The 26999-nt window shown below is 66.2% G+C and carries 25 protein-coding genes and 1 tRNA gene; 13 read left to right on the forward strand and 13 right to left on the reverse strand.

Going from position 1 to position 26999, the window contains the following annotated elements; translation table 11 throughout:
• Window positions 1-321: 321 nt before the first annotated feature.
• Both U5822_RS05765 and prlC read right to left on the reverse strand, forming a co-directional pair.
• On the reverse strand, window positions 322-573 hold the full coding sequence (locus U5822_RS05765) for a YheV family putative zinc ribbon protein (protein ID WP_322854677.1): 252 nt from the start codon (window positions 571-573) through the stop codon (window positions 322-324).
• A 57-nt stretch (window positions 574-630) separates the two neighbouring features.
• Window positions 631-2676, reverse strand: coding sequence for an oligopeptidase A (prlC, locus tag U5822_RS05770; protein ID WP_322854678.1), 2046 nt, complete (start codon window positions 2674-2676; stop codon window positions 631-633).
• Between the two features lie 208 nt (window positions 2677-2884).
• On the opposite strand from prlC, the gene U5822_RS05775 reads away from it, so the two are divergent.
• A complete protein-coding gene (locus tag U5822_RS05775) occupies window positions 2885-3427 on the forward strand; it encodes a gamma carbonic anhydrase family protein (protein WP_322854679.1) in 543 nt (180 codons plus the stop codon).
• Between the two features lie 173 nt (window positions 3428-3600).
• Window positions 3601-4053 (forward strand): Hsp20/alpha crystallin family protein, encoded by a 453-nt coding sequence (locus U5822_RS05780; RefSeq protein WP_322854680.1) that lies wholly within the window; start codon window positions 3601-3603, stop codon window positions 4051-4053.
• A 37-nt stretch (window positions 4054-4090) separates the two neighbouring features.
• Here U5822_RS05780 and U5822_RS05785 read toward each other — a convergent pair whose 3' ends face one another.
• The 8 genes from U5822_RS05785 to U5822_RS05820 all read right to left on the reverse strand — a co-directional run bounded on the left by U5822_RS05785 (window position 4091) and on the right by U5822_RS05820 (window position 10878).
• On the reverse strand, window positions 4091-4408 hold the full coding sequence (locus tag U5822_RS05785) for a PA4642 family protein (RefSeq protein ID WP_322854681.1): 318 nt from the start codon (window positions 4406-4408) through the stop codon (window positions 4091-4093).
• A gap of 140 nt (window positions 4409-4548) precedes the next feature.
• Window positions 4549-5382 carry a flagellar motor protein MotB gene (locus U5822_RS05790; protein ID WP_322854682.1) on the reverse strand — a complete coding sequence of 278 codons (834 nt, stop codon included), beginning with the start codon at window positions 5380-5382 and terminating at the stop codon, window positions 4549-4551.
• Window positions 5383-5386: 4 nt separating this feature from the next.
• Window positions 5387-6160, reverse strand: a complete 774-nt coding sequence (locus U5822_RS05795; protein ID WP_322854683.1) for a motility protein A — start codon at window positions 6158-6160, stop codon at window positions 5387-5389.
• A 55-nt stretch (window positions 6161-6215) separates the two neighbouring features.
• Complete coding sequence (gene aroE, locus U5822_RS05800; protein WP_322854684.1) at window positions 6216-7043, reverse strand: shikimate dehydrogenase; 828 nt, start codon at window positions 7041-7043, stop codon at window positions 6216-6218.
• Window positions 7033-7965, reverse strand: a complete 933-nt coding sequence (gene hemF, locus U5822_RS05805; RefSeq protein ID WP_322854685.1) for an oxygen-dependent coproporphyrinogen oxidase — start codon at window positions 7963-7965, stop codon at window positions 7033-7035. Before hemF ends, aroE begins: the two co-directional genes overlap by 11 nt.
• An 8-nt stretch (window positions 7966-7973) precedes the next feature.
• Complete coding sequence (gene tsaC / locus U5822_RS05810) at window positions 7974-8546, reverse strand: L-threonylcarbamoyladenylate synthase type 1 TsaC (protein ID WP_322854686.1); 573 nt, start codon at window positions 8544-8546, stop codon at window positions 7974-7976.
• 40 nt (window positions 8547-8586) lie between these two features.
• Complete coding sequence (gene dprA / locus U5822_RS05815; RefSeq protein WP_425259391.1) at window positions 8587-9771, reverse strand: DNA-processing protein DprA; 1185 nt, start codon at window positions 9769-9771, stop codon at window positions 8587-8589.
• A 90-nt stretch (window positions 9772-9861) separates the two neighbouring features.
• Entirely contained in the window at window positions 9862-10878 is a 1017-nt protein-coding gene (locus tag U5822_RS05820; protein ID WP_322854688.1) for a LysM peptidoglycan-binding domain-containing protein, read from the reverse strand.
• Between the two features lie 57 nt (window positions 10879-10935).
• Here U5822_RS05820 and U5822_RS05825 point away from each other — a divergent pair, with 57 nt between their 5' ends.
• The 11 genes from U5822_RS05825 to U5822_RS05875 all read left to right on the forward strand — a co-directional run bounded on the left by U5822_RS05825 (window position 10936) and on the right by U5822_RS05875 (window position 21346).
• Entirely contained in the window at window positions 10936-11202 is a 267-nt protein-coding gene (locus U5822_RS05825) for a hypothetical protein (RefSeq protein ID WP_322854689.1), read from the forward strand.
• Window positions 11203-11285: 83 nt separating this feature from the next.
• On the forward strand, window positions 11286-11789 hold the full coding sequence (gene def, locus U5822_RS05830) for a peptide deformylase (RefSeq protein WP_322854690.1): 504 nt from the start codon (window positions 11286-11288) through the stop codon (window positions 11787-11789).
• A 96-nt stretch (window positions 11790-11885) separates the two neighbouring features.
• A complete protein-coding gene (fmt, locus tag U5822_RS05835) occupies window positions 11886-12821 on the forward strand; it encodes a methionyl-tRNA formyltransferase (RefSeq protein ID WP_322854691.1) in 936 nt (311 codons plus the stop codon).
• Between the two features lies 1 nt (window position 12822).
• The gene (gene rsmB / locus U5822_RS05840) at window positions 12823-14115 is read left to right on the forward strand and encodes a 16S rRNA (cytosine(967)-C(5))-methyltransferase RsmB (RefSeq protein WP_322854692.1); all 1293 of its coding nucleotides are present in this window, start codon (window positions 12823-12825) and stop codon (window positions 14113-14115) included.
• Window positions 14112-15485, forward strand: a complete 1374-nt coding sequence (trkA, locus tag U5822_RS05845) for a Trk system potassium transporter TrkA (protein ID WP_322854693.1) — start codon at window positions 14112-14114, stop codon at window positions 15483-15485. Before rsmB ends, trkA begins: the two co-directional genes overlap by 4 nt.
• Window positions 15486-15610: 125 nt before the next feature.
• The gene (glyQ, locus tag U5822_RS05850) at window positions 15611-16636 is read left to right on the forward strand and encodes a glycine--tRNA ligase subunit alpha (protein ID WP_322854694.1); all 1026 of its coding nucleotides are present in this window, start codon (window positions 15611-15613) and stop codon (window positions 16634-16636) included.
• Between the two features lie 2 nt (window positions 16637-16638).
• Window positions 16639-18720, forward strand: a complete 2082-nt coding sequence (glyS, locus tag U5822_RS05855; RefSeq protein ID WP_322854695.1) for a glycine--tRNA ligase subunit beta — start codon at window positions 16639-16641, stop codon at window positions 18718-18720.
• Window positions 18721-18751: 31 nt separating this feature from the next.
• Entirely contained in the window at window positions 18752-19309 is a 558-nt protein-coding gene (gene gmhB / locus U5822_RS05860) for a D-glycero-beta-D-manno-heptose 1,7-bisphosphate 7-phosphatase (RefSeq protein WP_322854696.1), read from the forward strand.
• Window positions 19310-19344: 35 nt separating this feature from the next.
• Window positions 19345-19421 (forward strand) — tRNA-Pro (locus U5822_RS05865).
• A 210-nt stretch (window positions 19422-19631) separates the two neighbouring features.
• The gene (locus tag U5822_RS05870; protein WP_322854697.1) at window positions 19632-20921 is read left to right on the forward strand and encodes a sensor domain-containing diguanylate cyclase; all 1290 of its coding nucleotides are present in this window, start codon (window positions 19632-19634) and stop codon (window positions 20919-20921) included.
• A gap of 53 nt (window positions 20922-20974) precedes the next feature.
• A complete protein-coding gene (locus tag U5822_RS05875; RefSeq protein ID WP_322854698.1) occupies window positions 20975-21346 on the forward strand; it encodes a VOC family protein in 372 nt (123 codons plus the stop codon).
• 55 nt (window positions 21347-21401) lie between these two features.
• On the opposite strand, the gene U5822_RS05880 is transcribed toward U5822_RS05875, so the two are convergent.
• The 3 genes from U5822_RS05880 to ptsP are packed head-to-tail and all read right to left on the reverse strand — an operon-like array spanning window position 21402 to window position 26955.
• Window positions 21402-23153, reverse strand: coding sequence for a PTS fructose-like transporter subunit IIB (locus U5822_RS05880; protein ID WP_322854699.1), 1752 nt, complete (start codon window positions 23151-23153; stop codon window positions 21402-21404).
• Complete coding sequence (gene pfkB, locus U5822_RS05885; RefSeq protein WP_322854700.1) at window positions 23150-24124, reverse strand: 1-phosphofructokinase; 975 nt, start codon at window positions 24122-24124, stop codon at window positions 23150-23152. The genes U5822_RS05880 and pfkB overlap by 4 nt, the downstream gene beginning before the upstream one ends.
• On the reverse strand, window positions 24124-26955 hold the full coding sequence (ptsP, locus tag U5822_RS05890; RefSeq protein WP_322854701.1) for a phosphoenolpyruvate--protein phosphotransferase: 2832 nt from the start codon (window positions 26953-26955) through the stop codon (window positions 24124-24126). The genes pfkB and ptsP overlap by 1 nt, the downstream gene beginning before the upstream one ends.
• Between the last annotated feature and the right edge of the window lie 44 nt (window positions 26956-26999).

The raw sequence follows: 26999 nt of genomic DNA on the forward strand, positions 1-26999 counted from the left end.
TTTGGCGGGCTGCGAGGTCGCGGGGGGTGTCTTTCTTCTGGGAAAAATAACTCGCTGCGCTCGGACAGATTTTTCCCGGCAGAAAGACACCCCCCACACCCTCTTGTTTGAACTGCTCAGGGATATCGGTGAGTTAGACTCTGACGGGGAGCGCTTGATCGGAGGGCTTGGATAAAAAGACGTTTATCCAGATATATCTGTGGGGTTCTTCGTGAGGGGGTAGGGGGATTTTTCCCGCCAGAAATGGATGTCTGAGCGCAGCGAGTTCCATTTCCAAGGGAAAAACAGCCCCCAGACCCATCAGGCTAGGCGACCAAAAACTCAGTCCTCCTGCCCAGCCTTAAAAAACACCACCTGCTTCACCGTGTGATCGTCCTGATTCTGACGCTTGTTCACCCGCGTCTCCAGCTCGGGCGCACCCGCCTGCTGCTCATCCGACATGGCATCGGTAAAGCCACAGGCCACGCACTCACGCACCTGCTGGTCGTCATCGGTGGTGTACATCATGATCTTGTCCATCTCGGCGCAGCGAGGACACACGGCGCCGGCGATGAACCGTTTCGGACTTGCCATAACTAAACTCCGCAATTGGCTGACCGGCAGTCCCTACGACTGCCGGTGCGCATTGGCTCAGGCGGCCTCGTCCGTGATGCCGGATTGTTTCAACAGCGCGCCCACCTCGGGCTCGCGGCCCCGGAACGCCTTGAACAGTTCCATCGGCTCCTGGGACCCGCCTTTTTCCAGGATGTTGTGCAGGAACGCCTTGCCGGTGTCGGCATCGAAGATGCCGTTTTCCTCGAACAGGGAGAAGGCGTCGGCTGCCAGCACCTCGGCCCACTTGTAGCTGTAGTAACCGGCCGCGTAGCCACCGGCGAAGATGTGGGAGAAGGCGTTGGGGAAGCGGTTGAATTCCGGCGCTTCGACCACGGCGATCTCTTCCCGCACCTTGCGGTGCATGTCCAGCGGGTTGGTGGGCGCGTCGTCGGTGAATTCCGCGTGCAGGCGGAAGTCGAACAGCGAGAACTCGAGCTGGCGCACCATGCCCATGCCCGACTGGAAGTTTTTCGCTGCCAGCAGCTTCTGCAGCAGGTCTTCCGGTAGCGGCTCGCCGGTTTCGTGGTGCGAGGCGATCAGCGCCAGGGACTCCCGGTTCCAGCACCAGTTCTCCAGGAACTGGCTGGGCAGCTCGACCGCGTCCCAGGCCACGCCGTTGATGCCGGACACGTCCAGCACGTCCACCTGGGTCAGCATGTGGTGCAACCCGTGCCCGAACTCGTGGAACAGGGTGGTGACCTCGTCGTGGGTCAGCAGCGACGGCTTGCCGTTCACCGGCGGCGTGAAGTTACAGGTCAGGAAGGCCACCGGCAACTGCAGTTGGCCCCGCAGGTTGCGCCAGCGCACCCGGCAGTCGGCCATCCAGGCACCGCCACGCTTGCCCTGACGGGCGAACAGATCGAAATAGAACCAGGCCAGCGGCTCGCCATTGCGGCTGATGCAGTAGGCGGTGGCGTCCTCGTGCCAGGTTTCGACCTCGGGCCTGGCCTCAATCTGGACGTCGAACAGTTTCTCCGCGACCTTGAACAGGCCGGGCACCACTTTATCCACAGGGAACCAGGGCCGCAGGGTTTCCGGCGAGATGTCGTAGCGCTGCTGGCGCAGTTTCTCGCTGTAGTAGCCGACGTCCCAGGCCTGCAAATCCTCGACCCCGTATTCGTCCCGGGCAAAGGCTTTGAGCTCGGCGAACTCCTTCTCCGCCACCGGCTTGGATTTGGCCGCCAGCTGGTTCAGGAACTCCAGCACCTCGTCGCTGCTGCGCGCCATCTTGGTGGCCAGGGAGCGCTCGGCGTAGTTGTCGAAGCCGAGCAGCTTCGACAGCGCGTGCCGGCGCTTGAGGATTTCCGCCATCACCGGGGTGTTGTCCCAGGTGCCGGCGTCCGGACCCTGATCCGAGGCGCGGGTGACGAAGGCCTCGTACACTTCCCGGCGCAGGTCCCGGTTGTCGCAGTAGGTCATCACCGGGTAGAAGCTGGGGAAATCCAGGGTGATCACGTAACCGTCCAGCTCGCGCTGGCGTGCGGCCTGCTGGGCACCTTCCAGGGCGGACTCGGGCAGGCCGGCCAGCTCCTTGGCGTCGGTGATGTGCTTGTACCAGTGCTGGGTAGCATCCAGCACGTTGTCGCTGAACTTGTTGGACAGCTCCGCCAACTCCCGGGACAGGGCGGCGTAGCGCTGTTTCTGCTCCTCCGGCAGGTCGACCCCGCCCAGGTGGAAGTCCCGCAGGGTGTTTTCCACCGACTTGCGCTGGGCCTGGCTCAGGTCCTTGAAATCGTCCCGGGCCGCCAGCTTCTTGTAGGCGTCGCACAGGGCGGTGTTCTGGCTGACCTCGGTGCTGTACTCGGTCAGCTTCTCCAGGCAGTTCTTGTACACCTTGCGCAGCTCGTCGGTGTTCATCACCCCGTTCAGGTGCGAAATCACCGACCAGGCGTTGCTCAGGTGGTCGTCCAGCGCCTGCATTGGCTGCGCCAGGGTCTCCCAGGTCGGGTCGTCCTGCTGCGCCAGGGACGCGATTTTCATCCGGTTTTCACTGAGAATCTGGTCAATGGCCGTTTCCATGTGCTCGGTACGGACATGGTCGAACTTCGGCAGCAAATCGTGAGTCAGTAACGGGTTGTTCATAAGTCCCCTTCTCAGCTGTTCGTCGGTAAGGTAGTTTCAGATAACTCCAATGTTCGGGGGAGTGTTCGGAGGGGTGCTTTCCGAAACTGTGCGGAGCCATGGATGGCGGAGCTCAAGCGTCACAGGGACGTGCTTGAGCGGGTTTCGGAAAGCACCCCTCCGAAGACTCCCATCTCCGAAGCAATGTCACGTCTAAAGAGTATATGTAATGACGAATGTACGTTCTCACAAGGGGAAAGCACCACAATTTGGCGCGCGCAGCTGGGTCGATCCCAGTGCGGTGGTCATCGGCGACGTCGAAACCGGCGACGATTGCTCGGTCTGGCCGATGACCGTGGTGCGCGGCGACATGCACCGTATTCGCATCGGCCACCGCTGCAGCATCCAGGACGGCTCGGTGCTGCACATCACCCACGCCAGCGACTTCAACCCGGGTGGGCATCCACTCACCCTCGGCGACGATGTCACCGTCGGCCACAAGGCGCTGCTGCACGGCTGCACCGTGGGCAGCCGGGTACTGGTGGGTATGGGCTGCATCATCATGGACGGCGCCGTGGTGGAAGACGAGGTGATCGTCGCTGCCGGCTGCCTGGTGCCGCCGGGCAAGACCCTGGAATCCGGCCATCTGTACGTGGGCTCGCCGGCGAAAAAAGCCCGGGCGCTGACCGACAAGGAGCGCAGCTTTTTCACCTACACCGCCGGCAACTACGTGAAACTGAAGGACAGCTACCTGGCCGAGGCGGGCGACTGACCCAGATCAAAATTTGTGCAGCGGGTGCTTGAAAACGAATCCGGCGATCCTACATTCGCTAATAGCAGATGTTCACGGATCAAGATCCGGAAGGCGCCACCGGTGACAGCTGTTCCGCGAGCGAAGCTGAGACGCAGAAAACAGGTTCGTTATCGTGATGAGGAGGTATCGCCATGAGCAACATTACCCGCTGGAATCCGGTCAGTGAATTCGAAGACCTGATGAACCGCTACAACCGCATGTTTGGCCTGACCCGTAACGGGGATCGTGACAGTAAGGACGTATTCAGCCGCAGCGACTGGGCCCCGGCGGTGGATATCAAGGAAACCGCCGAGGCATTCACCATCGACGCCGAGCTGCCGGGTATGTCCAGGGACGATGTGAAGGTGACCGTGCACGACGGGGTACTGACCATCGAAGGGGAACGCAAACACGAGGAAGAATCCGGTGATAAGAAACACCACCGGGTCGAGCGGTTCTACGGCAGTTTCATGCGTCGGTTCACGCTGCCGGAAAACGTCGATGAGAACAGTGTGAAGGCCAGCTTCAAGGACGGGCTGCTGACCCTCACCTTACAGAAGGCCGAGCCGAAGGAGCCGAAAGCCATCCAGGTGGATGTGCAGTAACAACCGATCGGCCTGGCCAGGCGGTAGCGCCGGGAACTCAGTTCCCGGCCGCTGCCAGCCGCTTGCCGCCGGCCTGTTCCAGGGCCTTGGCGTAATCGACACTGCGACGATGCTCGGACACCAGGTCCAGGATGGTCTCGCCGTTCTCGTTCACCCCGTTCAGATCCCGACCCGCCTCGACAAAAAAGCCGATGAACCGTTCGAAATCGCTTGCGCGCATGGCCTGGTAGGCCTTCAGCAGGGCGTTGAAGTCGGCGTTCTTGGCGCTGTCGTAGGGCTCGATGGCGAGGAAGCTCTTCACGCGCTCGTCGCTCCACTCCTCACCGATGACTTTGGGCTTGTCTGGTCCGCTCATAATCACTCTCTCATGGTTCAGTCGCTTGCAGGGCCATCGGGCGTGCCCCCATTGCAGGCGGCACAGTATAAGGCCCTTGGCGCGCTTAGGTTAGATGAATTGTCTATGAGAATCTGCGTCAGGAGTATAAGACGCTGTCACTAGGGCAGAATTTTCACCGGCTCGGCGGCGGCGCCGACCGCTTCGGCGCACTCGGGGTCGCGAATGGCGATCTCCACCCGCCGGTTCAGGGCCCGGTTCTCCGGGCTGTTGTTGGGCGCCAGCGGATTGGTCTCGGCCCGGCCGGCAGCCACCACCCGATCGGCCGGCACCTGACGATTGAGCACCAGCTCGTGCACCACCGACACCGCGCGCGCCGCCGACAGGTCCCAGTTGGACCGGAACCGGCTGCTGGAAATCGGCCGGTCGTCGGTAAACCCGGACACGAACACATTGCCCTGACACTCCGCCAGCACGGTCACCACCCGTTCGATGATCGGGATCATCTCCGGCTTGATGTTCGCCTCCCCGGACCGGAAGGTGGCCTCTTCCGAGAACCGGATCACCACCTGCTGCTGGTCGTAATTGACGCTCAGGGCGTCTGAGGCGACCTCCTGCTCCAGTTCGCTGACCAGCCGGCTGGCCAGGTCGATCACCCCGGCCGGGATTTTGGTGTCCGCCACCGAGTCGTCGCGCTCGTCGATGAATTCCGGGTCCCGGGTCTGGGTCTCGGTGGGCTCGGGCAGGGACACGGTCTCGGCTTCAATCAGGGTCAGCGGCGAGCCACCCACGTCGGTGCCGACCACGTTGTTGGAACCCAGGGCCACCGCCATGGAATTAGCCATGGCCCGGTACTTGTCCACATCCATCTCGGCAAACGACAGCAGCAGGATAAAAAACGTCAGCAGCAGGGTCGCCAGGTCGGCGAAGGTGACGATCCAGGCCGGGGTGGAGTTCCTCAGACGTTTCCGGTGTTTCTGCTGGACGACTTCCAAGGTCTCAGACCTCCCGCTCCGGGGTCAGGCCGGTGCGCTGGGCCGGGTGCACGAACGAGGACAGCAGTTCGGTCATCACCCGCGGGTTCTCGCCGCGCATGATGTTGTTGATCGAGGTGATGATCAGCATCTGGTTGCGGGTTTCATCCTCGGCCTTGAGCTGGAGCTTGTCGGCCAGGGGCAGGGCAATCAGTTGCGCCAGGAACGCCCCGTACAGGGTGGTCAGCAGGGCAATGGCCATGGCCGGGCCGATGGAGGACGGATCGTCCAGGGTGTTGAGCATCTGCACCAGGCCGACCAGGGTGCCGAGCATGCCGATGGCCGGGGCGGATTCGCCGATGCCGCGAAACACCCGCTCGGCGACCTCGTAGCGTTCGCCGGTCTGCCGGGCCTCCTGAGCCAGGGCCTCTTCCACCAGTTCCGGCGCGTGGCCGTCGACGCACAGGGTGATGGCCTTGCGCAGGAACTCGTTGTCGGTCTGATGGTTTTCCAGTCCCAGGATGCCTTCCTTGCGCACCACCATGGCCAGTGCCCCCACCTCCCGGATCAGCTCGGTCGGGCGCGCCATCCGGTCGGTGAAGGCGGCGCTGAACGCCAGCCGGAAGGCTTCCATGACCGAGGGCAGGCGGAACTTGATCAGGGTCACGGCGAAGGTGCCGCCCAGCACGATGGCCAGGCCGGGCAGGTTGAGAAAGGTCAGCAGCGAGGCGTTGGCCAGCATGGCCAAGCCGACAATCAGAACGCCGGCAACCAGTCCGACGAGGGTGAGAATGTCCATGGTGAACCCTTAGCTAGATTGACCCTGAGCCTAGCCCAAAAACCCGGATAATGGTTTAGTCGTTTCGTAACACTTCGATAACCGGTTCCGACCTGGGGCGCACGCCGCGCCAGACCCGGAAGGATTCGGCCGCCTGTTCCACCAGCATGCCCAGGCCATCGTGCACGTGCCGGGCGCCCTGGTCCAGCGCCCACTGGTTGAAGGTGGTGGTCTGCAACGCGTACATCATGTCGTAGACCACGGTGTCGATGCCGATCACCGCTGGCGACAGCGGAGGCAGATCCCCCTGCAGACTGGCACTGGTGCCATTGATGATGACGTCGAAGGGCTGGTCCGGCTCGGTGAAGCCGCAGGCGGACAGCGCCACACCGGCGGCCTCGGGGGCAAACAGCTGGACCAGGGTCTCGGCCTTGGCCAGGGTGCGGTTGGCGATGGTGACCGAGGCCGGCCGTTCCGCCAGCAGGGGCTCCAGCACCCCACGCACGGCCCCGCCGGCACCCAGCACCAGGATCCGGGCGCCGGCCAGGCCGACGCCGTGGTTGACGGTCAGATCCCGGACCAGGCCGCAGCCATCGGTGTTGTCGGCGGTCAGCCGGCCCTGATCATCCCGGTACAGGGTGTTGGCCGCGCCGGCTTTCTCGGCCCGAGCGGTGCGCTGCGCCGCCAGCTGCCAGGCCTGTTCCTTGAACGGCACGGTGACATTCAGGCCCTTGCCGCCGCGGTCGAAGAACTCGGTGACGGTGCCGGCGAAGTCGTCCAGGGGGGCCTGGATCGCGGTGTATTCCAGCGCCTCGCCGGTCTGCTGGGCAAACAGGCTGTGGATCCGGGGTGACTTGCTGTGGCTGATCGGGTGACCGACCACCGCGTACAGATCATTGGTCATCGGCCGCCTCCTTGAGCCAGTCGCGCCCGGTCAGGAATTCCTCGGTCAACCGCGCCTCCTCGCTGCCGGCCTCGGGCACCCGGCTGTAGTCCCAGCGCACCAGCGGCGGCAGCGACATCAGGATGGACTCGGTGCGCCCGCCCGACTGCAGGCCGAACAGGGTGCCCCGGTCGTACACCAGGTTGAACTCGACGTAGCGGCCGCGGCGATAGAGCTGGAACTCCCGTTCCCGGTCGCCGAACGGATGCGCCATGCGGCGCCGGACGATGGGCTCGTAGGCTTCGATGTAGCTGTCGCCGACCGCCTGCATCAGGCCGAAATCCCGCTCGAAGTCGCCGGTGTTGTGGTCGTCGAAGAACAGGCCGCCGATGCCGCGGGGTTCGTCCCGGTGCTTGAGGTAGAAATAGTCGTCGCACCAGTGCTTGTAGCGCTGGTACAGGTCCTCGCCAAAAGGCGCGCAGGCGTCCCGGGCGGTGCGGTGCCAATGCACGCAGTCGTCCTCGAAGCCGTAATAGGGGGTCAGGTCGTAGCCGCCGCCAAACCAGTACACCGGCTCGGCGTCCCGGGGGGTGGCGATGAAGAACCGCACATTGGCGTGGGAGGTGGGCACGTAGGGGTTGTTGGGGTGAATCACCAGGGACACACCCATGGCCTGCCAGGGTGCACCGGCCAGGTGAGGCCGGTGCGCGGTCGCCGAACCGGGCATGGTGTCGCCCATGACGTGGGAGAAATTCACTCCGCCTTTTTCAATCACCGAGCCCTCGGCCAGCACCCGGCTGATGCCGCCGCCCCCTTCCGGCCGATCCCAGGCGTCGCGGGCAAAGACAGCGCCGTCCTCCACCGCTTCCAGGCGGGCGCAGATGCGCTCCTGCAGATCCAGCAGGTAAGTTTTGACGGCGTTGATGTCGGGTTGCTGTGACATGAATTCTCCTAGCGAAGCTGCTGACCACTGACAATATCAAGGATTCGACTGGGCTTGCGACGCCCGCCCAGGGCGCCCGGCACGATCCGGTCCAGACGGTCGCCAAAATAGCGCCGGACCTGCCAGGAATACCGGGCCGGCGGCCGGCCCGCGGGGTTGCAGGAGGTGGACACCAGCGGCCTGCCGGCGGTCTCGCACAGGGCGCGCACCACCGGGTGATCGCTGACCCGGACCGCAATCGCACTGTGGCGACCACGCACCCACTCCGGCACCTGCTGGTGCACATCCGGCAGCAGGCAGGTGACCGGGCCCGGCCAATGGCGCTCGGCTTCCCGCTGCAGTTCCGCCGGCAGGGGATCGAGCAGGAACCGGACCTGCTGGATCGAGCTGGCTACAAGTATCATGCCCTTCTCGACCGGACGTTGCTTCAGATCAAGAATGCGCTCGACCGCGTCCTCGTCCCAGGGGTCGCACCCCAGGCCCCAGACGGCTTCGGTGGGGTAGGCGATGACGCCACCCGAGAGCAGGGTGCGGCGGGCGGAGCGGAGCTGCCAGTCAGTGAGCGGTGTAGGCGCGGTCATGGTCGTGTCGTCGGCGTGTGCGGGTGGGTTCACCCCCGAGTCAGGCGATGCGCTGGAAGCCTCCGGGCGCGGCGCTCACCAGTCCCTGCAACTCCAGGAGCAGCAGGGCCTGCATGAGCTGGTCGGCCGGCTGACCAGTCGCCAGACTCAGGGCGTCGGTTGATTGCGGATCATACCCTAAAGCCTCAAACACCGCGATTTCCCGGGCCCCCAAACCGGCCAGGCGTCGGTCCGGCCCGGCCTCGGGCGAGGGCGAGGCGGCATCCGCCAGCGACGGCGGCCGGCACCACCAGCTGCCGAGTTCCTCGAGGATGTCATCGACGGTCTCGACCAGGCGCGCGCCCTGCTTGATCAGGTGATGGCAGCCACGGGCGACCGGGCTGTGCACCGACCCGGGGATGGCGAACACCTCGCGGCCCTGCTCCAGGGCCAGGCGCGCGGTGATCAGCGAGCCACTCTTGAGCCCTGCCTCCACCACCAGTACCCCACGGCTCAGGCCGCTGATGAGGCGATTGCGGCGGGGAAAGTGGCCGGCCCGGGCCGGCGTTCCGGGCGGGTACTCGGAGATCATCAGGCCCTGTTCGACGACCCGCTGGCCGAGGCGGCGATGCTGGTGTGGATAAATCCGGTCCAGGCCGCAGCCGATCACCGCCAGGGTCAGGCCACCGGCATCCAGCACCCCGGCGTGAGCGGCGCCATCCACCCCGAGCGCCAGACCACTGGTCACCACCAGGCCCTGGGCGCTGAGCGCGGCGGCAAAGGCCCGGGCGTGATCCAGCCCGGCCCGGCTGGCGTTCCGGCTGCCGACGATGGCCAGCTGGTCCCGGGCCAGCAGCTCGGTGTTACCGAGGGCGTAGAACACCAGGGGCGCATCGTGGATATGCCGCAGGGGTTCGGGGTAGCGGGCATCCGACCAGTGGATGATCTCGATGCCCAGGCGGGCGCAGTCGCGGCCGATGCGCTCGACCCTGGCCACCAGCGGATGCCCGGCATCCTGCCGCTGCCAGGCCTGAATGGCACTGCGGGTTTCCCCGGGCAGGCCCGTGGCCGCCAGGGTGGCCGGATTCAGCGTCAGCAGCTCGGTCAGGTCGCTAAAGTTCTGGGCAAACGCCTGACGCCGGCGCGGTCCGAATTGGGGCAGGCACGAGAGCGCCAGCCAGGCGGCAGGGTCATTGGCGACATGGGGGCGCTGGGCGGCAAGAGGCCGGGCGCCGGAACAGGGCAGGTCGGTCACTGGGTCGTCCTTGGATAAAAAAGCCGGGCCTTCCTGGCCCGGCTGTCTTGGCGATCGTGTTGCTGTCTGGGGCGTCAGGCCTCAGGGGTTGGTCACCTTGTCGCCCACCGACAGCGGACGCGTGGCCTGCAGCACCAGGCCGTAGCTCATCTTCTCGTAGGACTGGAAGATCATCATCAGGCCGGCGCGCTCGGACGGCAGCTCGATGGTTTCCCCGGTGACCGGGTCGCGCACCATGTTGCCGCTCTTGAGCACGGCCATGACGTTGCCCGGAGACAGGCCATCGCGCTCGCCCCGGTTGATGGTGACCACGTCGAACTGACCAATCTGGCTGACCCCGCCATCGACGGCGATCATCTGGCCGGTGATGTCCTCGTCCGGCGCGCTGGGCACGAAGCTGGTGGAGATCGGGCGATTGATGTTGGTCAGCAGCCGGTCGCCGATGCGGATTTCCTGGTTGGACTTGGTCAGCTGCAGGGTGATCACGTCGCCGTTCTCGGCGGTGACATTGCCGGCGCCGATGCTGCGCGCCTCCAGCCCCAGGAACTCACCGGTTTCCGGGTCGACGAACTCCTTGGTGCGGCGGAAGATGCCGACCTTGTCCGCCGGGGTGTCGCCCCGGGCATAGACGCGATCACCGGCGCCGGTGATGATCCGGCCGTCTTCGCCCTCGAGCACGTAGGGCGCGCCGTTGAGTTCGTCCGGGGTGACGATGCGGGTATCGGTGAGGAAGCTGCTGATGGCGTCGAGCGGGATGGCCGGGATCGGGGTGTCGATGGGCTCGGAGCGAACCTGGGGCGACAGCTTGACCACGTCACTGGAGGCCACCTTGGTCACCCGTGGCTGGCCACCGATGTAGACCAGGGCCAGGCGATCACCCGGGTAGATCAGATGAGGGTTGGCCACCTGTGGATTCACGTGCCAGATTTCCGGCCAGTACCAGGGGTTGTTCAGGAATCGGGCGGAAATATCCCACAGAGTGTCCCCCTTCACGACAGTGTAGCGCTCGGGGTGGTCGGACCGCAGCTCCGGTGCAGCCTGGGCCCAGGAGGTGAACAGCAGCGTGATTGCCGCCAGAGCGTACAGCAGTTTCCTCATTGTCTAAGTCCTTGATCGCGTGCCTTGAATCTTTGCTTTCGGTTGGGATGCAGCCAGATGCCTGCAGCTTATTACGTTGTTATTCCTGATACTATAGAAGAAGTCCCGGAATTTGTGATGTTATCTTTTGTTCTTCCAGTAAATTCTACGGGGCGGCTGAAAGTTTTTAACTATCAACTGATCAGTTTGTACTCAATCGGCGAATTGTTGGATAATAACGCCAATGAATTAACGCGATCGATGGCCGTTGAATCCTGCGGTTCCGACCCGATCATATTAGAAGATGGACGCAATATTGCGCAGTACGCCGTCGCATTTTGGTGATCGGTTGCAATTGCTTGCACGAAGTTACACCGGATACACGCGTTAACACGGCACACAGTCACACAGGTCAAGACACGAGCGACATGATACTAGATATTCTCGAATACCCGGATCCCCGTCTGCGCACCATTGCCAAGCCGGTGGACGAGGTGACCGACGACATCCGTACACTGATCGACGACATGTTCGAGACCATGTACGATGCGCCCGGCATTGGCCTGGCGGCGACCCAGGTGAATGTGCACAAGCAGATCATCGTCATGGACCTGTCCGAGGATAAGAGCGAGCCGCGGGTGTTCATCAACCCCGAGGTCGAGGTCCTGGATGGTGAACTCGAAGACATGCAGGAAGGCTGCCTGTCGGTGCCCGGCTTCTATGAGGACGTCAGCCGCATCGAGCACTGCCTGATCCGCGCCCTGGATCGCAACGGCGACGCCTTCGAACTGGAAGCCCGAGGCCTGCTCGCGGTCTGCATCCAGCACGAGATGGATCATCTCAACGGTAAGCTGTTCGTGGACTACCTGAGCGCGCTCAAGCGCAACCGGATTCGCAAGAAGCTGGAAAAGCTGCACAAGAAAAGCGCCTGATCTGGCTCGGGCGCAGCCCACGGGCCAGACCGACAGGCACAGGACCGGGTTGCGACCCGGTCTTTTCGTATCCAACGAACCAGAGACCCCCGTAACGTGCGACTCGTTTTTGCCGGTACTCCCGATTTCGCCGCCACTGCCCTGACCGCCCTGCTGGCCACCCAGCACACCGTGGTCGGCGTCTATTCCCAACCGGACCGGCCCGCCGGCCGGGGCCGCAAGCTGATGCCCAGCCCGGTCAAACAGGTGGCCCTGGAGGCCGGCATCCCGGTGTTCCAGCCAGACACCCTGAAAACCGAGGCGGCCCAGCAGGAATTGGCCGCGCTCGACGCCGACGTCATGATCGTGGCCGCCTACGGCCTGATCCTGCCCAAGGCCGTGCTCGACATGCCCCGGCACGGTTGCCTGAACATCCACGCCTCACTGCTGCCGCGCTGGCGCGGCGCCGCCCCGATCCACCGCGCCATTGCCGCCGGTGACCGGGAAACCGGCATCACCATCATGCAGATGGACGAGGGCCTGGACACCGGGGCCATGCTGCTTAAATCCCTGACCGCCATCGAGCCGGAGGACACCGGCGGCAGTTTGCATGACCGCCTGGCCGAGTTGGGCGGTCGTGCCATCGTCGAAGCCCTGCGCCTGCTGGAGAAAGGCGAGCTGTCCGGGGAGGCCCAGAATGACGAGCTGGCCTGCTACGCCCACAAGCTCACCAAAGACGAAGGCCACATCGACTGGCACGCGGACGCCGACGCCATCGAGCGCCTGGTCCGGGCCTTCAACCCCTGGCCCGGCACCTACACCGACCTGGGGCCCCAGCGGGTGCGAATCCATGCGGCCAGTGCCCGCACCGAAGACAGCAACAAGGCGCCGGGCACGGTGCTACGGCGCGAGCGCGACGGCATCGACATCGCCTGCGGCACCGGCACCCTGCGGGTCACCCGCCTGCAGCTGCCCGGCTCCCGGGCCCAGAGCGTGAACGACCTGATCAACGGCGGCAAGGATCTGCTGTTGCCCGGCCAGGAGCTGCACTGACATGGCGCAACCGCTGCGGGCCGTGGCCGCCGAAGTGCTGCTGGCGGTGGAACAGGGTCAGTCCCTGTCCCAGTGCCTGCCACCGGCCCTGGCCCGGCTGCCCGGCACCGACCGGCCGACCCTGCAGGCCCTGTGTTACGGCAGCTGCCGCTGGTTTCACCGGCTTGACGACGAACTACACAGCCGGCTGAAGCGACCCCTGCGGCCCGGGGACCGGGTCATCCACCACCTGATGCTGGTGGCCCTGTTCCAGCTGCGCTTCAGCCAGCAGGCCAGCTACGCGGTGCTGAACGAAACCGTGGAAGCCTGCCGAGCCCTGGGCAAACCGCATCTGACCGGGCTGGTGAACGGAGTCCTGCGCGCCGCCGAACGGCAGGGCGCGCCTACCCCCAACACCGATGCCAGCCGCTACAGCCACCCCGACTGGATGGTGGAAAAACTGCGCCACAACTGGCCGGACGACTGGTCCGCCATCCTCGAGGCCAACAACGCCCAGGCGCCCATGACTCTCCGGGTCAACGCCCGCCGGTTCACCCGGACCGAGTACCTGGCGCAGCTGGCCGAGGCCGGCATTGCCGCCTCGCCGACCCGGTTCGCGCCCCACGGCATCCAGCTGGAGCAGCCGGTGCCGGTGGACCAGCTGCCCTGGTTTGCCGACGGCGCCGTCAGTGTCCAGGACGAGGCCGCCCAGCTGTGCACCACGCTGCTGGACCTGGCACCGGGCCAGCGGGTGCTGGACGCCTGCGCCGCGCCCGGCGGCAAGACCTGCGCCATTCTCGAGGCCTGCCCGGAGCTGGCCGAGGTGGTGGCCATCGACGAGGCCGCTGCCCGTCTGCCCCGGGTCGAGGAGAATCTGGAGCGCCTGGACCTGAGCGCGACCCTGCACCAGGCCGACGCCGGTGACCTGGACCAGTGGTGGGACGGCCAGGCCTTCGACCGGATCCTGCTGGACGTGCCCTGCAGCGCCACCGGCGTGATCCGCCGGCATCCGGACATCAAGCTGCTGCGCCGGGAGTCCGACATCCTGCCCCTGGCCGGGATCCAGCTGGGTCTGCTTGACACCCTGTGGTCTATCCTCAAACCCGGGGGCCGGCTGGTGTACGCCACCTGCTCGGTGTTCCCCCAGGAAAACCACCGAATCATCCAGCGCTTCTGCAAACAGCAGGGCGCCGCCGTCCTCAGGGCACCGGACGTGGCCTGGGGCCGGGACATGGGCGCGGGGCGACAGCTGCTCCCGGATCCGACCAGCCATGACGGCTTCTTTTACGCCGTACTGGAGAAACCCGACTCATGAAGATCCTGATCCTAGGTGCCGGCCAGGTGGGTGGCACACTGGCCGAGAACCTGGCCAACGAAGCCAACGACATCACCATCATCGACAGCGACGGCGCCCGGCTGCGGGAGCTGCAGGATCGCCTGGACATCCGCACCGTGCAGGGCAAGGCTTCCTACCCGACGGTCCTGCGCCAGGCCGGGGCCGCCGACGCCGACATGCTGATTGCGGTCACCAGCAGCGACGAGACCAATATGGTGGCGTGCCAGATCGCCAGCATCCTGTTCAAGACCCCGACCAAGATCAGCCGGGTGCGCGCCAGCGCCTACCTGGCCCGGAACGAACTGTTCGGCGAAAACGGCTTCCCGATCGACGTGATGATCAGCCCGGAGCACCTGGTGACCCGGCACATCACCCGCCTGATCGAGTACCCGGGCGCCCTGCAGGTGCTGGAATTCTCCAAGGGCCTGGCCCGGCTGGTGGCCATTCGCGCCACCGAGGGCGGGCCCCTGGTCGGTCACGAACTGTCCTACCTGCGCTCGCACATGCCCCGCATCGACACCCGGGTGGCCGCCATCTTCCGCAAGGACCGGGCGATCATGCCCCAGGGCGACACCGTGATCGAGGACGGCGACGAGGTGTTCTTCATCGCCGGCACCGACCACATCCGCTCGGTGATGAGCGAGCTGCAGCCGCTGGTGAAGAACTACAAGCGCATCTTCATCTGCGGCGGCGGCAACATCGGCCAGCGCCTGGCCCACACCCTGGAGAACCGCTACCAGGTCAAGCTGCTGGAGCGGGACCACGAGCGCTGCGTGATGCTGTCGGAAAACCTGCGCAAGACCGTGGTGTTGGAGGGTAACGCCGCCAACAAGGACATCCTGCTGGAAGAGAACATCGAGAACACCGACGTGTTCTGCGCGGTCACCAACGACGACGAAGCCAACATCATGGCGTCGCTGCTGGCCAAGCGCCTGGGCGCGCGCAAGGTGTTCACCCTGATCAACAACCCCGACTACGTGGACCTGATCCAGGGCGGCGACATCGACGTCGCCATCTCGCCCCAACAGACCACCATCGGCAGCCTGCTCACCCACGTCCGCCGCGGTGACGTAGTAAACGTTCACTCACTGCGACGGGGTGCGGCCGAGGCCATCGAGGCCATCGCCCACGGCGATCACCGGTCGTCCAAGGTGGTGGGCAAGCGGCTGGACGAGATCCCGCTGCCGGAAGGCACCACCATCGGCGCCATCGTGCGCCACAACGAGGTGCTGATCGCCCACGACCACGTCCGCATCCAGCCGGACGACCACGTCATCCTGTTCCTGGTGGACAAAACCCGGGTCCGGGACGTAGAGAAACTGTTCCAGGTGGGGCTCACCTTCTTCTAGAGCAAAATCAAGGCAGTGAACTGCACTTAGAAATACCGCTTTGGCAAGCGTATAATGCGCCTTTTTTCCGAGTGCCCCGGCGGAGTCCGGGGTGCCACACACAGACCGATCAGTAGGCAGACGTCGTGACAGACAAGGCAACGAAACAATCTACTCCGGACATCAAGACCTTCCAGGGCTTGATCCTGGCCCTGCAGAACTTCTGGGCGCAGCACGGCTGCGTGGTGCTCCAGCCACTGGATATGGAAGTGGGTGCCGGTACCTTCCACCCGGCCACGTTCCTGCGCGCCATCGGCCCGGAAACCTGGAACGCCGCCTACGTCCAGCCGAGTCGCCGGCCCACCGACGGCCGTTACGGGGAGAACCCGAACCGCCTGCAACACTACTACCAGTTCCAGGTGGTGCTGAAGCCGTCGCCGGACAACATCCAGGAACTCTACCTGGAGTCCCTGAAGGCCCTGGGCCTGGACCCGCTGGTGCACGACATCCGGTTTGTGGAAGACAACTGGGAATCGCCGACCCTGGGCGCCTGGGGTCTGGGCTGGGAAATCTGGCTGAACGGCATGGAGGTGACCCAGTTCACCTACTTCCAGCAGGTCGGCGGCCTGGAATGCTACCCGGTCACCGGTGAGCTGACCTACGGGCTCGAGCGCATCGCCATGTACCTGCAGGGAGTCGACAGCGTCTACGACCTGGTCTGGACCGAAGGCCCGGACGGCGTGGTCACCTACGGCGACGTGTTCCACCAGCAGGAGGTGGAGATGTCCACCTACAACTTCGAGCACGCCGACACCGAGTTCCTGTTCCACAGCTTCGACGTCCACGAGCGCGAAAGCGCCCGCCTGATCGACGCCGGCCTGGCCCTGCCTGCCTACGAGCAGGTGCTCAAGGCCTCGCACACCTTCAACCTGCTGGACGCCCGCCACGCCATCTCGGTGACCGAGCGCCAGCGCTTCATCCTGCGGGTACGCACCCTGGCTCGGGCCGTGGCCCAGGCCTACTTCGACAGCCGCCGCAAACTCCGCTTCCCGCTCGCGCCCGAGGCGCTGCGCGCGGAGGTCCTGGCCGCGGCGGACGCCGCCGATGACAAGGCCAACGGCAAGAAAGGCAAGAAAGCGAAGAAGGCACAGCAGGCACAGGGGAACGCATAACCATGGCAACACAGGATTTTCTGGTCGAACTGGGCACCGAAGAGCTGCCCCCGAAAGCACTCAAGCCGCTGTCTGACGCCTTTACCCGGGGCATCAGCCAGGGCCTGACCGACGCCGGCATCGCCTTTGGCACGGTCGAAACCTTCGCCGCGCCCCGGCGTCTGGCCGTGCGGGTCCGCGACCTGGCCGACGCCCAGCCGGACAAGCCGGTGGAAAAACGCGGTCCGGCGGTCAAGGCCGCCTTCGACGACGCCGGCAACCCGACCCGGGCGCTGACCGGCTTTGCCACCTCCCTGGGCGTGACCCCGGATCAGCTCGACACCATGGAAACCGACAAGGGCGCCTGGGTGGTGTATCGCACCGTCGAGCAGGGCAAGCCGACCGTGGAGCTGATGCCGGAGCTGGTGGAGCAGTCCCTGGCGGCGCTACCGATTCCCAAGCGCATGCGTTGGGGCGCGCATCGCACCGAGTTTGTCCGTCCGGTGCACTGGGTGGTGCTGCTGTACGGCAACAAGGTCATTGATAGCCCGATCATGGGCCTGACCCCGGGCAACAAGACCCGCGGCCACCGCTTCCATTGCCCGAAAACCCTGATCGTACCGACCCCGGACGACTACGAGGTGGTGCTCAAGCAGGAAGGCTTCGTGCTCGCCGATTTTGCCGAGCGCCGTGAGCAGATCCGCGCCGGTGTGGCCGAACTGGCGGAACGCGAGGCCGGCGGCAAGGCGGTCATCGATGAGGACCTGCTGGACGAGGTCACCGCCCTGAACGAATGGCCGGTGCCGCTGATGGGCCGGTTCGAGGACCGCTTCCTGGAGGTGCCGGCGGAAGCCCTGATCTCCTCCATGAAGGAGCACCAGAAGTACTTCCACGTGGTGGCCGCCGATGGCGAGATGCTGCCGCTGTTCATCACCGTCGCCAACATCGACAGCAAGGACCCGGCCCAGGTCATCTCCGGCAACGAGAAGGTGATCCGCCCGCGGTTGTCGGACGCCGCCTTCTTCTACGAGACCGATCGCAAGAGCCGGCTTGAGGACCGCATCGACCGGCTCAAGCCGATCGTGTTCCAGGAAAAACTGGGCAGCCTCTACGACAAGTCGGTGCGCGTGGCCGCCCTGGCCAGCAAGATCGCCGACGCCATCGGCAGCGACCCGGCCCTGGCCGAGCGCGCCGCGATGCTGGCCAAGACCGACCTGGTCACCGAGATGGTGCTCGAGTTCACCGACCTGCAGGGCATCATGGGCCAGTACTACGCCAGCCACGACGGCGAGGCCGCGGACGTGGCCAAGGCCCTGAACGAGCAGTACATGCCGCGCTTCGCCGGCGACGACCTGCCCACCACCCTGACCGGCTGCGCCATCGCCATCGCCGACCGGCTCGATTCCCTGGTCGGTCTGTTCGGCATCAACCAGCCGCCGTCCGGTACCCGGGATCCGTTCGCCCTGCGTCGGGCCTCCCTGGGGGTGCTGCGCATCATCATCGAGCGCGAGCTGCCGCTGGACCTGCAGACCTGCTGCGAGTGGGCGGCGGAGAACTTCACCGTGCTGACCGAGTCGGACACCGCGGCCACGGTGGTGGATTACATGCTGGAGCGGTTCCGGGCCCATTACGAGGAACTGGGCATCGGCGCCGAAGTGTATCTGGCGGTGCACGCCCGCCGGCCGACCCGGCCGCTCGACTTTGACCGTCGGGTCAAGGCGGTGGAGGCCTTCCGCCAGCTGCCGGAAGCCCAGGCCCTGGCCGGCGCCAACAAGCGGGTGTCCAACATCCTGACCAAGCAGGGCGGGGACGACATCGGCGAGTCGGTCGATACCGGCCTGCTCCAGGACGCCGCCGAGAAAGCCCTGGCCGAGCAGGTCGCGCACCAGGCCGAGCAGGTCCTGCCGCTGTTCGAGCAGGGCGACTACGCCAGCGCGCTGCGCTCCCTGGCCAGCCTGCGGGAACCGGTGGATAACTTCTTCGACCAGGTCATGGTCATGGCCGAGGACGACGCCACCCGGAACAACCGCCTGGCGCTGCTGAACCGCCTGCGCAATCTGTTCCTGCGTGTGGCCGACATCTCGCTGCTGCCCACGGCAGGCTGACGGACGCTGGCGCAGGGGCGAACGGGACCAGATGCTGATCATCCTCGACCGGGACGGGGTCATCAACGAGTACGATGGCAATTACATCTGCTCGGCCGACGACTGGCACCCGATCACCGGTAGCATCGACGCGGTGGCCCGGCTGTGCCACGCCGGCCACCGCATCGCCATCGCCACCAACCAGTCCGGCATCGCCCGCGGCTTCTACGACGTCGACGAACTCGACGCCATGCACGACAAGCTCGAGCAGCTGGTGGAGGCGGCCGGCGGCTGCATCGACCTGATCGCCTACTGCCCGCACCATCCGGACGACCACTGCCGCTGTCGCAAGCCGCTGACCGGGCTGCTGGGCCAGATCCAGAGCCACTACCACCTGGACTCCCTGGCCGGCGCCATCATGGTGGGGGACAGCCGCAAGGACCTGGAAGCCGCCTTCGCAGCGGACTGTCAGCCGGTCCTGGTGCGGACCGGAAACGGCACCGACACCGAGCGCCATCTGGACGCCCGGCCCATTCCCGGCGCCGAGGTGGCCATCTACGACTCCCTCAGCACCTTTACGGATGCGCTTTTATCCGCAGAGGGCTGGTAAAACCGGAGTGAATCCGTATAATACCGGCCGTTGTTCGGCGTGTGGCGCAGCTTGGTAGCGCACTTCGTTCGGGACGAAGGGGTCGCAGGTTCAAATCCTGCCACGCCGACCATTTTCCCGCTTTTCCCCGACTGTTCTCCGATTTTCCCTGCTTGTCTCCCTACCCCCAGTTCAGGGTGTGAAACCGCGTTCATTATCGGCTAGAGTCTATCCATGCCATAGGCACACGCGCCGGCTCGGAGCACCGATCTGGCAGGGACTACCGACGCCCATCCAAGCGCCAGGCTTTGGGTGAGTGACTATCGGTCAGGTGAGGGACTACATGCAGCTATCGGCAGAGACCAGGCTCAAGGCCATCCTCGAGGGAACCGGGGCCGGCACTTGGGAACTGAATCTGGACACCTACGAGGTGATCTTCAACGAACGCTGGGCCCAGATGCTCGGCTACACCTTGGATGAGTTGAACCCCGTTTCTTTCGAAACCTGGGAGCGGCTGTGCCACCCGGACGACGTTCGCGCTGCCCATCTGGCCCTGGCCGACTACCTGAACGGCAACAGCCCACAATACGAGTGTGTCCTGCGCATGCGCCACCGCGACGGCGACTGGCGCTACATCCACACCCGCGGCACCCTGTTCAACCATGGCGACGACCCGGACAGCCGCTGGCTCATGGGTACCCACCTGGATGTGACCGAGGAGAAGCTGGTCCAGAACCAGCTGCACCGGCTGGCGCAATCCCTGCCCGGCGTCATCTACACCTACGTGGTCGAACCCGACGGCCAGTTCCATTTTCCCTACCTGAGCCGGAAAACCGAGGAGTTCTTCGGCATCAGCGCCGAACAGGCCCGGGCCAATCCGCAGCTGCTGTTCGACACCATTCACCCGGACGACCTGGACCGGCTGCAGGCCAGCATCGACGAGTCGGCCCGGACCCTGAACGAGTGGGTCTGCGACTACCGGGTGGTGGTCGGTGATCAGGTCCAGTGGGTGCGGGGCGTGTCCACCCCGGAACAGGACCTGGATGGCAGCATCACCTGGCACGGGGTGATCACCAACATCGACGAGCGCAAACGGCTGGAACTCGAGCTGCAGGAGTTATCGATCACCGACGAGCTGACCGGCCTGTACAACCGCCGGTACATGCTGCAGCGGCTCGAGGAGCTGACCGCCCAGCAGGAACGGTACGGCCACCCGTTCTCACTGATTTCCCTGGACATCGACTTCTTCAAGGCCATCAATGATTCCTGGGGCCACCCCATGGGCGACACGGTCCTGCGCACCTTTGCCGAACTGATCGAGCACGGCACGCGTAAAACAGACGTGGTGGCCCGCACCGGCGGCGAGGAATTCATCGTGCTCATGCCCAATACCCGGCTGGACGATGCCCGCCACGTCGCCGAGGCCCTGCGCATTGCGCTGGAGTCGGAAACCTTTGTCAGCGACGAAGGCGAGGACTTCACCGTCACCCTGAGTGCCGGGGTGGTGAGCTGGTCACCCGGGGTGGCTACGGTCCGGGAGCTGTTGTCCCAGTGCGACCGGTCGCTGTACGAGGCCAAGCGCGCGGGCCGCAACCGGGTCGTCATCCAGGGCGAAGCCAACCAGAACGCCTGAGACCGGTGGCCCGTTCCACCTTCACAGCAACAACAACCAACGGAGTATACGCAATGATTGGATACGTCACCATCGGGGTCAGCGACATGGCCAAGGCCAAGGCCTTCTACTCGGAGCTGTTGGCCGACCTGGACGCCAAGGTCCTGCTGGACATGGGCCGGATCGCGTTTATCGGCAAGAGCATGGGCTCGCCCATGCTGGCGGTGTGCGAGCCCTTCAACAAGGAGCCCAATAACCCCGGCAATGGCAACATGGTGGCCATCCATCCGGGTTCCAAAGAGGCGGTGGACAGCCACTACCACAAGGCCATCGAGCTGGGCGCCACCTGCGATGGTGAGCCCGGCCAGCGCATCCCGAACCAGTTCTACGGCGCCTACGTCAAAGACCCGGACGGCAACAAGCTGGCGTTTTTCCACTTCGGCTAGAACCAAAAAGGCCCTCGTCACGAGGGCCTTTTGGTCGGCGTCCGGTCAACGATACTCAGATCGACGCCGATGCCACTTCCGCCTTGCCGCCCTTGACCGCGGCGTAGCCGAAGCCGATCACCAGGGCACCGACGGTGATGGCGATCAGGTAGGGCAGTACCGTACTGACCGCGTTCGGGATGGCCAGCACAAACAGGCCTCCGTGCGGCGCCATCAGCTTGACCGTGAACAGCATCGACAGGGCTCCGGTCAGGGCGCCACCGACCATGCACACCGGAATCACCCGCAGCGGGTCCTTGGCCATGAACGGAATGGCACCTTCCGAGATGAAACACAGCCCGAGTACGAACGACGCCCGCCCGGCCTGACGTTCAGCCTCGGCAAACTTGCGCCGGGCGACAAACGACGCCACCCCCATGCCCAGGGCCGGCACCATGCCCGAGGCCATGATCGCCGCCATCGGCGCAGAGCCGCCGCTGCCTTCGGACAGCAGACCCACACCAAAGGTGTAGGCGGCCTTGTTGACCGGTCCGCCCAGATCGAAACACATCATCGCGCCGAGGATAGCCCCCAGCAGCACCGCGTTGGTGGTGCCCATGCTCTCCAGGAACCCGGTCAGGGCGTCCATGATCGCGGCCATGGGTTCGCCGATGACGTAAATCATGGCCAGGCCGGTGACCAGGCTGGCGAACAGGGGAATGATCAGGATCGGCTTGAGCGATTCCACACTTTCCGGCAGCGGCAGCTTCTGACTGATCAGGCGGGCCACGTAGCCGGCCAGGAAACCGGCGGCGATGCCACCGAGGAACCCGGCGCCCAGCTCACCGGCCAGGTAGCCGCCAATCATGCCCGGCGCCAACCCCGGTCGGTCGGCAATGGACCAGGCGATGTACCCGGCCAGCAGCGGAATCATCAGCTTGAACGCGGTGCCACCGCCGATCTGCATCAGCGCCTCGGCCAGGGTGCCCGGCTCCTGGAACGCCTCGATGCCGAACACAAACGACAGGGCAATCAGCAGACCACCGGCCACCACCATGGGCAGCATGAACGACACCCCGGTCAGCAGGTGTTTGTACGGGCCCCGCTTTTCCTCACCGCCGCCGGTGCCGGCACGCTGGGCGTCGGCCTTCAGCACCTGGGCCTCGGCCAGGGCTCCGGCCAGGGTGTCCGCCGGCTGTTTCAGGGCGGCGCCGGTGGAGCAGCGCCAGACCCGTTTGCCGGCGAACCGGCTCGGATCGACCTCGATGTCGCAGGCCAGGACCACGACATCGGCGTCGGCGATCTCGGCCTCGGTGAGCGGGTCCTGGGCCCCGACCGAGCCCTGGGTTTCGACCCGGATCCGGTGGCCGGCGGTCTCCGCGGCCGCGGTCAGGGCCTCGGCCGCCATGAAGGTGTGCGCCACGCCGGTAGGGCAGGCGGTCACCGCAACAATCCGCTGCCCCGACTCGGCAGCGGCGTCGGCCACCGGAGCCTGGGTCTCGGCCTGGGCCGGTGACCAGGGTTCGGCCTGGCGTTCCGCCGCAGTCAGGACCGCGGCCGGATCCGGCAGTGCCTCGGCCACCGGCACCTGGTACAGCGGTTTACCGGCGTAGGCGTTCAGGTCCGTCGGCGCGCCCAGAGCGGCCACCACCAGATCGGCGCCGGCGATGTCGGCGGCCGCGGGCAGGGCATCGGCTCGGTCCCCGGGCCCGCGGACGTCGGTATGGACCTGCCAGCCGCGCTGGTCGGCGGCACGGGTCAGGGCCCGGGCGGCCAGAAAACTGGTGGCGACGCCCTGGGGACAGGAGGTCACAATGATGATGTTCATAACGGCATCTCCCCATTATTGTTATCGTCGGGCCAGGGCTGGACCCGGGTGTGATCGAGCAGGGTGGTGAAGTCCGGTGCGGCCGGGTCGGCCACGCCCGCGTGCTGGACGCACTCGGCCGACAGGGCAGTGGCAAAGGCCAGGCGCGCCCGCGCCGTGGCGGCGGCGTCGGTCTTGAGCTGGCCATGGAGCAGGCCCGCCAGCAGGCTGTCGCCGGCGCACACGGTACTGACGACGGTGACCGGCGGCGGCGTCGAACGGTAGCAGCCCTCGGGGCCAAACCAGAGCACCCCGTCCGCGCCCAGGGACACGATCACCTGGTCGACACCGCCGGCGCGCATGCGCCCCGCCGCCTCGGCGACCTGATCCAGGGTGGTCAGGGCCGTTCCAGCCCAGACCGACAATTCATCCAGATTGGGTTTGACCGCATCGGGCCCGGCCGACAGACCGGCGTCAAGGGCCTCGGCGCTGGCGTCCAGCCACACCGGCTTGCCCGCCCGGCGCACCAGGGTCACCAGCCGGGCCACCGCCGACGCCGGCAGATCCGCCGGCAGGCTGCCAGCAATCAGCACTACGTCCTGGTCCGCCAGCAGCGGCGCCAACCGGAATTCCAGCCGGCTGAGGGCATCGGCGGGGGCACTGAACCCGGGTCCGTTGACGTCGGTGACCCGGCCGCCGTGTTCGGCAATCTTGATATTGATCCGGTTCTGACCCGGCACCCGGACAAAGCTGTCGCTCAGGGCCTCATCGGCGAACAGCCGCTCGAAGGGCGCGGCATTGGCCTCGCCCAGCAGGCCGCTGACGGTGACCTGGTGCCCGAGCCGGGCCAACACCCGGCCGGCGTTGATGCCCTTGCCCGCCGGTTCCAGGCGGGTGGCGCTGGTGCGATTGACCCGGCCCGGCTCCAGGCCGGGCAACTCGGCGTTGAGGTCGAGCGCCGGGTTCAGGGTGATGGTCAGGATGCGGGCCATCAGGACGCCTCCAGGGCATCGCGCACCTCAACCGCGGTGGCTTTCGACAACGCCAGCGCGGCCTGGGTCCGGGCCGTCTCCAGGCTCAGCTTGCGAATGCAGGCCTTGACCAGCGGCACCCGGCGGCTGGTCACCGACAGTTCGTCCACCTCGAGCCCCAGCAGCACCGGAATCGCCAGCGGATCCGACGCCAGTTCCCCACACACCCCGACCCAGCGGCCGTGGGCGTGGGCCGCGGCCACGGTCATCTGGATCAGCCGCAGCACCGCCGGGTGCAGGGCGTCGGATTCCGCCGACAGCTGGCCATGGCCGCGGTCGATGGCCAGGGTGTACTGGGTCAGGTCGTTGGTGCCGACCGAGAAGAAGTCCACCTCCGGGGCCAGGGTCGGGGCCAGCAGGGCCGACGAGGGCACCTCGATCATCACCCCGATCTGCAGATCCGGCGCGCCGATCTCATCCTGCACCCGCTGGACGATGGCCTTGGCGGCCCGGAACTCGTCCAGGTCCTTCACCATCGGGAACATCAGTCGCAGCGGACGGTCACCGGCGGCACGCAGCAGGGCGCGCACCTGGGTTTCCAGAATCTCCGGCCGGGTCAGGGACAGCCGGATGCCACGCAGGCCCAGGAAGGGATTGTCCTCCTGGGGCAAGGGCCAGTAATCCAGCGGCTTGTCGCCGCCGACGTCGAGGGTCCGGGCCACCAGGGGCAGGCCATTGAGGGCGTCGAAGGCGTGCCGGTATTCGCGCTCCTGGGTCGCCAGATCCGGCGCCTCCGGGTGCGCCATGAAGATGAACTCGGTGCGCAGCAGGCCGATGCCATCGGCCCCCCGTTCCACCGCATCCGGGGTATGAGCGGTGTTGCCCAGGTTGGCGCAGACTTCCAGGGTGTGGCCGTCCAGGGTGGTGGCCGGCTCGTGGCGCTGGCTGTGGGCCTCGGCCTGCAACTCCGCAAGCTGCTCGAGGCGGCGCTGGATCCGGTCCCGACGTTCGGCGGCGGGATTGGCCACCACGCAGCCGCGCTCACCGTCCACCACCAGTTCGGCACCGTCGGTCAGGGTCAGCACCCGTTCACCGGCGCCGACCACGGCCGGCAGGCCCAGGGCCCGGGCCAGGATTGCGCTGTGGGCGGTGGCGCCACCGCGCGCGGTCACCAGGCCACGGACCCGGGTGGTGTCGAGCCGGGCCACGTCGGACGGGCCCAGGTCCTCGGCCACCAGCATGTAGGGACTGTCCGGGGGCGTGGGCATGGACACCCCGCACAGATTGGCCAGGACCCGGCGCCCGACGTCGCGCAGATCGGCCGCGCGCTCCGCCAGCAACCGGTCGGCCAGGGCTTCCTGGGCCCGGGCTGCGGTGTCAATGGCCTGCCACCAGCCGGCTTCTGCCGATGCGCCCTCGCCAATGGCCTCGAGGGTGGCCTGGTACAGGTCCTCGTCCTGCAGCATTTCCACGTGCACCGACAGGATGGGGGCGGCCTCGCCCCCTTCCGCCTGGCGAATCAGGCTGCGCAACTGGCCGTCGGACTCGTCGATGGCCCGGTTCAGGCGCTGGATCTGCTCTTCCGGATCGGCCGCGGTGGCCGGGTAGTCCAGGGTCGGCTGTCGCAGCACGAAGGCGGGCGCCAGGGCCAGGCCCGGTGACGCCGCCACCGCTTTCAGGGGCTGATCGTCCACCAGCGGCTCGGGCTCGGCGGCGGCCGGCTCCGGCGCCGACGCGGGGGTGCTGGCCAGGGGCGTCACTGCCTCGCCGAGGCCACCGGTGATGGCCGCGGCCAGGGCGGTGATCGCCGGCTGGGCATCCTCGCCGGTCGCGCTCAGCACCAGGGTCTGGCCCCGACGGGCGCCCAGGCCGATGATCCGGGTCAGGCTGGTGGCGGACACCGCCGCGCCGTCACCGTCCAGCAGGCGCACCCGGATGCGGGCGTTGTGGCGCCGGGCTTCCTGCACCAGCTGCTTGGCCGGGCGGGCGTGCAGACCGTGGGTATTGAGCAGCACCACCTGGGCCGAGACCGCATCCGGTGCTTCGCCGGCCAGACGGGCCAGCAGGGCGTCCGCACCGAGGGTGTCGATACGCTCGCCGACCGCCAGGAAACCGTCCAGACGCTCCAGCAATTCCCGGCACTGGTCGCCCGGGCCCGCCAGACAGAACACACCCTGCAGGTCGGGGGCGGGCTGTTTCGGGGTCGCCAGGGCCAGTGCCGGCCGACGTGCGCCCAGGCCGTGGTGCACCAGCCAGAAGCCCTGGCCCAGGGACACCGGCGTCTGCCCAACAATCGCACCCAGGAAGTCGCGGTCAACGCACTGCAGCCGCTGCAGGCGCGCCGCAGCGGTCAGCGCCAGCTCGGTGGCGGAGCCGGCGTCCACGCCCAGGCACAGGCTGTCGCGGTCACACTTGACCTGGACCGGGGGCGTCGACAACAGGCGAACCAGGGCCTCGGCATCGTCGGCCCGGGCCAGCTGGTCCGCCAGGCCGGGCTGGTCCAGCACCCGGGTCAGGTCGCGCAGGATGTCCAGGTGTTCGTCCGACTGCGCGGCGATGGCCACCAGGACATGGACCCGGTTGCCGTCATGCCAGGTCACCCCGTCCGGAAACTGCAGCAAGCGGATGCCGGTATCGAGCACCGCCGATCGGCTGTCGGGGGTGCCGTGGGGGATGGCAATGCCGTTGCCGAGCACGGTGGAGGATTGCTGCTCCCGGGTCATCATGCCGGTGAGGTAGTCGGCGGTAGTGCGGCCGGCGCGCTCCAGTTCCCCGGCCGCCTGGGCCAGGGCGTGCTGCCAGTCGGTGGCGGTGGCGCCGAGTCGGACGTCGTTGGCGGTCAGCGTCAGCATGGGCCTTGTCTCACTTTGTTGTTGTCGGGTTTGTTACCAGCGTC

The organism is Marinobacter qingdaonensis, from assembly GCF_034555935.1.
Classification (GTDB): Bacteria; Pseudomonadota; Gammaproteobacteria; order Pseudomonadales; family Oleiphilaceae; genus Marinobacter; species Marinobacter qingdaonensis.